Origin of the sequence: Turicibacter sp. T129, from assembly GCF_025594975.1 — a bacterium.
Lineage (GTDB): Bacteria > Bacillota_I > Bacilli_A > MOL361 > Turicibacteraceae > Turicibacter > Turicibacter bilis.
Window position 1 is genome coordinate 1 of sequence record NZ_JAMQUU010000052.1, and the last position, 5,450, is coordinate 5,450.

General features: G+C 31.0%; 6 protein-coding genes. All 6 read right to left on the minus strand.

Annotation, left to right across the window (positions count from 1 at the left end):
- Positions 1-96 precede the first annotated feature (96 nt).
- Positions 97-390 carry a hypothetical protein gene (locus NEH75_RS09700; RefSeq protein WP_262948826.1) on the minus strand — a complete coding sequence of 98 codons (294 nt, stop codon included), beginning with the start codon at positions 388-390 and terminating at the stop codon, positions 97-99.
- Positions 391-470: 80 nt separating this feature from the next.
- Positions 471-1,346: a plasmid recombination protein gene (locus NEH75_RS09705; RefSeq protein ID WP_262948828.1), complete on the minus strand. Its 876-nt coding sequence runs from the start codon at positions 1,344-1,346 to the stop codon at positions 471-473.
- A gap of 928 nt (positions 1,347-2,274) precedes the next feature.
- Entirely contained in the window at positions 2,275-3,102 is an 828-nt protein-coding gene (locus NEH75_RS09710) for a hypothetical protein (protein WP_262948829.1), read from the minus strand.
- A gap of 75 nt (positions 3,103-3,177) precedes the next feature.
- Positions 3,178-3,621: a hypothetical protein gene (locus tag NEH75_RS09715; protein ID WP_128446332.1), complete on the minus strand. Its 444-nt coding sequence runs from the start codon at positions 3,619-3,621 to the stop codon at positions 3,178-3,180.
- Between the two features lie 167 nt (positions 3,622-3,788).
- Positions 3,789-3,995, minus strand: a complete 207-nt coding sequence (locus tag NEH75_RS09720) for a hypothetical protein (protein WP_128446212.1) — start codon at positions 3,993-3,995, stop codon at positions 3,789-3,791.
- 15 nt (positions 3,996-4,010) lie between these two features.
- The gene (locus NEH75_RS09725; RefSeq protein ID WP_128446210.1) at positions 4,011-5,081 is read right to left on the minus strand and encodes a protein rep; all 1,071 of its coding nucleotides are present in this window, start codon (positions 5,079-5,081) and stop codon (positions 4,011-4,013) included.
- Between the last annotated feature and the right edge of the window lie 369 nt (positions 5,082-5,450).

A 5,450-nucleotide genomic window follows, 5' to 3' on the forward strand; every position in this document is an offset into this window, starting at 1 on the left:
CGCAGTTTAATGTCTGCATATATTCATCTGTCAATCCATTGTAACATTCAAATCTTCCTGTTTCTTGATTTTTCTTTAAATAAACTTCTGTCATTTTTATCGCTCCATTCCTTTCGATGGTGTTGATGTTCTAATCACTCTTTTCGGCTCTGTCTGCCTTGCTTTAGATTGTTCTTGGGTTTGATTTGGATTCTTATACCTTTCAGGCCTTAGCTTGTATAAAAATTCTCTAAAGCCTTGCATTAAATCTCGCTCCTCTATGAAAAATTTAACGTCTTTCTGAAAATCATTAAATTTTTGCTTTGTATCAAAATACAAATTTTTATAATGCTCAATTAATGTTTTAGCTTCTTTGTATTCTTGTCTAAGTTGCTTATTCTCTTTCTGCAACTCATTCACTCGTTCGGTTAAATGCTCATTCATTTTATTTTTTAAGTTGAAGGACTGACTTAAACTTTCATATTTCTTTTCTAAGTCTTGCCTAAGGCTATTTTGNNTTCATCAAAAGATAATCCTCTCGCAATCCCCTCTTCTAAGATTTGAGATTTAACTTCTAAGTCTTTTACCTTACGATCTTTTTTCTTAAATTCCTTTTCAGTGACTAAAAATTCACTCCTTACTTGCTCTAATTCGCCTTTAATCTCATTTAAATCGTTTTTAACCGTGTTTTTTTCGCTTCTAAGCGTTTCTAAGCTCTCGGCATACTCTTTATACTCTGCCACCTTCATATAGTCGTGTGAGCCTTTATATTGCCTCTCAATGCCTTTCTCTTTTAATTGACGTTCAATTACACCTGTTTCATTTTCTCGCCAACGCTCAAATGTTAATCCATCTTGTTGCTCAATCGCTTTATCAAATCCCACTCGCTTACTCAATCCACGTTTGCTTTCATAAACTGGCACAAAGTTAATATGCAAATGTGGGTTTGCTTCATCAAGGTGCATGACTGCATTATAAACTTTTAAATTTGGATTTCTTTCTTGAAATCCTTTCATGTACTCATCCAAAATATTTTTTTTCATTTCAAAAATTTCTTCTGTGTTTTCATCTTTACAACCAACTGCCACAATCAACTCTTGTTGGTGATGAGTTTTTTTGTCGTGCAAAATTTTTGAAAAATAATCATCGATCTTTCGGTCACTTCTCTTTTGCTTAGCGTTATAATCTGCCACTGCTTGATCAAAAATTTCATGATACAGTTCCCGAATATCCGACTTTACATAAGTGATGTTATCTTTCACACGTTCCAAATCAATGTCCGGATTTCCAAATAAATTCTCACGATTATTATGTGCCAAACTGGTACTGTTGGCTTTATTAAAACTAATCGTCATCTGACCATTCATAAAAAAATCACCGCCTATTCAATACCTCAAATTTTAGCACAAAACATGAGGAGAAAGGAAGAAGGATTTTGAAAGAATGACAAAATAAAGAATTCTACCGTTATTTTGACACGTTGTATCAAAATGTAGAGCTCTGCCGAGGGCTATGCACCACCTGTAGGTGGTGAGTCATTCCTCTATTCAGCATAGAGTAATGACTAAAAACACTTCGGCGAATCCGCCGATTTTGATGTCACCGATCTGCTCCTTTACGCAGTTGGTTTCCATCAAAAATTAAAAAACTTTACGCCCCCTTTAGGCATAAAGTTTTCTCAAAAATAAAAAATTTCAAAAAAATTTTTGGACAGTGGGTCCCATTTTTTTGTCACTAGGCATTTGCGAAAAACAACTCTAGTCGCTTCGCTTGGAGTTGCCTTTCGGCAAACTAGCCTAACAAAAAAATTCCCAAAGTCAAAAATTTACGTTTCACTTTTTTAAATTTTTCTCTCTCAAACTGACAAAAAATTTTCTCAATCCTTGTTAAAATTTTTTTATCACACGCACACTTTTTTTGTCATGCAAAAAAATATTTTTTGAAAAAATCTTCAAAAAATAAATGTGTCCTTTTGTGTCTTTTCAAAATTTTAAATGGTGTCCAATTGTGAACTTTTGAAAACTAAAAAAAGCAAACTTTAAAAGTTTGCCTTAAAAAATTTAAAATAATTTTTAAAAAATAAAATATTTTTCTCCCAGTTTAATTGCTGTAACTCTTATGGTTACAGCATATTCAAATAGAACTTTTTTTAAAACTTTAAGCAATCAAAACTAAAAAATAAATTAAAAATACCATCACTGAAAATAAAACTATTACAGGAAAAAATTCTAAACTTGTATCGATCTGCATTTTCTTCTCCTATCTTGTTATAAAAACATATCATCTCGCAAAAAATTAATAACCTCTTAATAATTCATACGGTAAATTATACTTTTGTGACAATTTCTTTATCTCCTTACTAGCTTTCGAATAATCAGACTTATCTTCTAATAAAACATATCCCTCCAATTGTGCGTAATATAATCTTTTTTGTAAATCTATACCTAATTCCTCACTAACTTCTCTAAAAGAAGGAACTAAAATTGTTTTATTTAATAAATATTCATTCCAATCTTGTTTAATCACTTCATCCTCTTCTAGAAACCCTTTTACAACACCTGTCCACTCTTCAAAAAAATATACTAAAGGAATTTCATCACCCAGAGAATAATAATCTTTGAATTCACTTCCTAAAATTAATGGAAGTTTTTTTTCCGTCAAAATATAATCTATATCTTCAAATTCACTTCCTTCACTTAAAGATAAGTCATACAAATTCCATGCATACTGATCCATTGAAATACAATTAATAGGCGTAATCAATAATTCTTTACCTTCTAAGCTAACTGTTTGATTTCTTAAATCGTCTCCATATTCATATCCATTCACTAATTCAGCTGGTTTATCCCATTCTCCAATAATTTCTACAACATTAGGTAAAAATTCAATAAATGTAAATTGCTCACTTTTTCTTAAATCTTCCTTAAATGCATTCAATCGTGTTAAAAGATCACCTTGATTTAAAAGCTGCCTTAAAGAGCCATTTTCAGTAGATTCTAAATCTACTAATTGATAATATTGTTTTTCAAAATCATTTTTTTCTTGATAAATCATAAAAATACTCACACAAGATAATACACTGATTATAGCAAAACCTATAATAATCTTCGCCCATTCTTTCATCATAAACTCCTCCTAAAAAAAAACAACAAAGATATAATTTTATCTTGTTGTTTTTTTATTTACTTAACTTTTTACTTATTGCACATCCCAATATACATAAGGACTTCCTGCATTAGGAGTAGTTCCGGTAGTTGCCCAAACTTCTCCAGTTCCCCACTTGGAAGCCTTAACATACGTAGTTGTAAAAATCAATCCTCGTTTTTCTAAAGTAACAGTAGTTTTATGATACAAATCATCTTTAGTTGTACTTTCAACAACACGAGTTGCCCCCTTAGCATAATACTGACCAGTACTATGATCAACATAGCGTGAAACACCACTACTTAATAATGTAGCAACTCTTGGTTGAGGAGCCTCTCCATTATAAACAGCAGTATCATACTCTACTAAATCAAGTTCGAAACCTGGAAGTGGTTCTTGTGGTTCAATTCGATCTAATGTACTTGCTGAAGCGAAAAAATTACCGGTTGAAAATACACTAAATACAGATAATGCTAATAAACCTTTTTTTAAATTCATAATCCATTCATCCCCTTTTACCAAATATAAACAATTAAATTATAACAAACACATTATGTCGAAAAAAATAAAAAGTAAAAATATATTCAAAAATATCAAACAATTATTTCATAAATATATAATATACATTTAATATCTTTATAAAATTCATATAAAAAAGAGCAAATTTACATTTGCTCTCCAAAAAATTCTTTACGACATTCACTACAAATTTGAGTATATCCAATCTCTGAATTTCCAACTTTTCTTGTTGTTGGCTTTATCGTTTCACAAAAGAAACATAGCTTACGATTGACTTCAGTATGCCCATCATACGGATGAAATCTTTTACAACCACCGCAATAATAATATTTTTCTCTCATTGTTTTTTTCATTCTAAACCCCTCCTGTTAAACTCTCACATAATTCATATAACCAACATTCCAGGCATACGTTTCAAGTGTCATCTCTCCCTCTAACTCTTCATCCTTTTCGGAATCGATATGCACTAGATCGCCATCTTCTGCGTCATCTAAATTTAATTTTTTATGCCACTCTTTCATAATTCCGCTAAACGAAACCAAACGTCTACCTTGTAATGCATAATCCAACGTTTCAACAACGTTCATAGATAAATCTAAATCTTTTTCAATCACATAATCACTATCTTTAGCTGAATATTTTGCTACTTCTGCCACAGCTTCAGCGGTATTACCTTTTACTTTTTTAACATTAACTTGTGGCATATAATCTAATTTCATAGCTTTTGCCCATAGTTCTTGCCATTCCTCATGTTTTAAATATTTTCGGCTTTTAAAATAGCTTTTGTCCGCTACAATTAAGACATGAAAATGTGGATGATACATATCAAAATTAGGGTTCTTATCTCCAACTTTTAAACCTAACTTTTGATAATAATCTTTTTTCTTTTGATACATTTTACTCGTAATAATTGGATTTTTATCATAAGTAATTTCAAGTCCACGATACGCTCCCTTAACCACATCTTTCACTTTTTTATACTTCATGAATTTATTCCAACCATACATCATATCATCAAGTGTTTTATCTAAATTTTCAGCACTCACATTTTTTTGTGTGAGTGTTAAAAAGAGATAAGCATGTTCTTGTTCCTTCTCAATTGCTTGGATAATCTTTGAAACTTGAGCAAAAATCTTTAACGATCTCCTCCAGTTACAAACTGGACATAATCTTAATTGACAAAAATAAGCTTCATACAATGTTCGTTTTCCATTCTTATCACGCTTATACTTCAATACAATCGCACACATTCGACAACGCTCCTCACGATTTAAAAATCGATTGAATTTTTCTGAATGTATTTTACGATAAGATTCTTTTATCATCATGTAGATTTCTGCCAAACTTAAATTTCTTTTTTTCTTTCCAGACCAATCTCTTAATTTACCACTGGAAGATTTATCTTCTAAAAATTCTACTTGCTTATTTAATTGTTCCATGCTATTATTTCGTTAGCTTATTAGAGAAAAAACACCTTTTTCTCTCTAAATAAAAACGAAACCCCCTATTCTTGTTAGATTTTTCTCGCAAACTAATCATAACACAGAATAAGGGGTTTTTTCAATGTTTTTATCCTACAGCAAAAATCCGTTTTTTCGTTGATACCACTTGGGTTTGAGGGCATTTTAAATCTTCCTGTTGTTCACATAGTATCAAGTAAAGGATAGGACTTCCTTTCGGAAGTCCCAAAAAAAGCACCCAGTGGGTGCTTTTTTTCTCTCCCCTCACGTTCTCTTTTCAAATTTAAAAAAATCATCTAAAATTATTTTTGGAAAAAAATTTTTTCAAATTCGAAAAGTCTCTCAGAA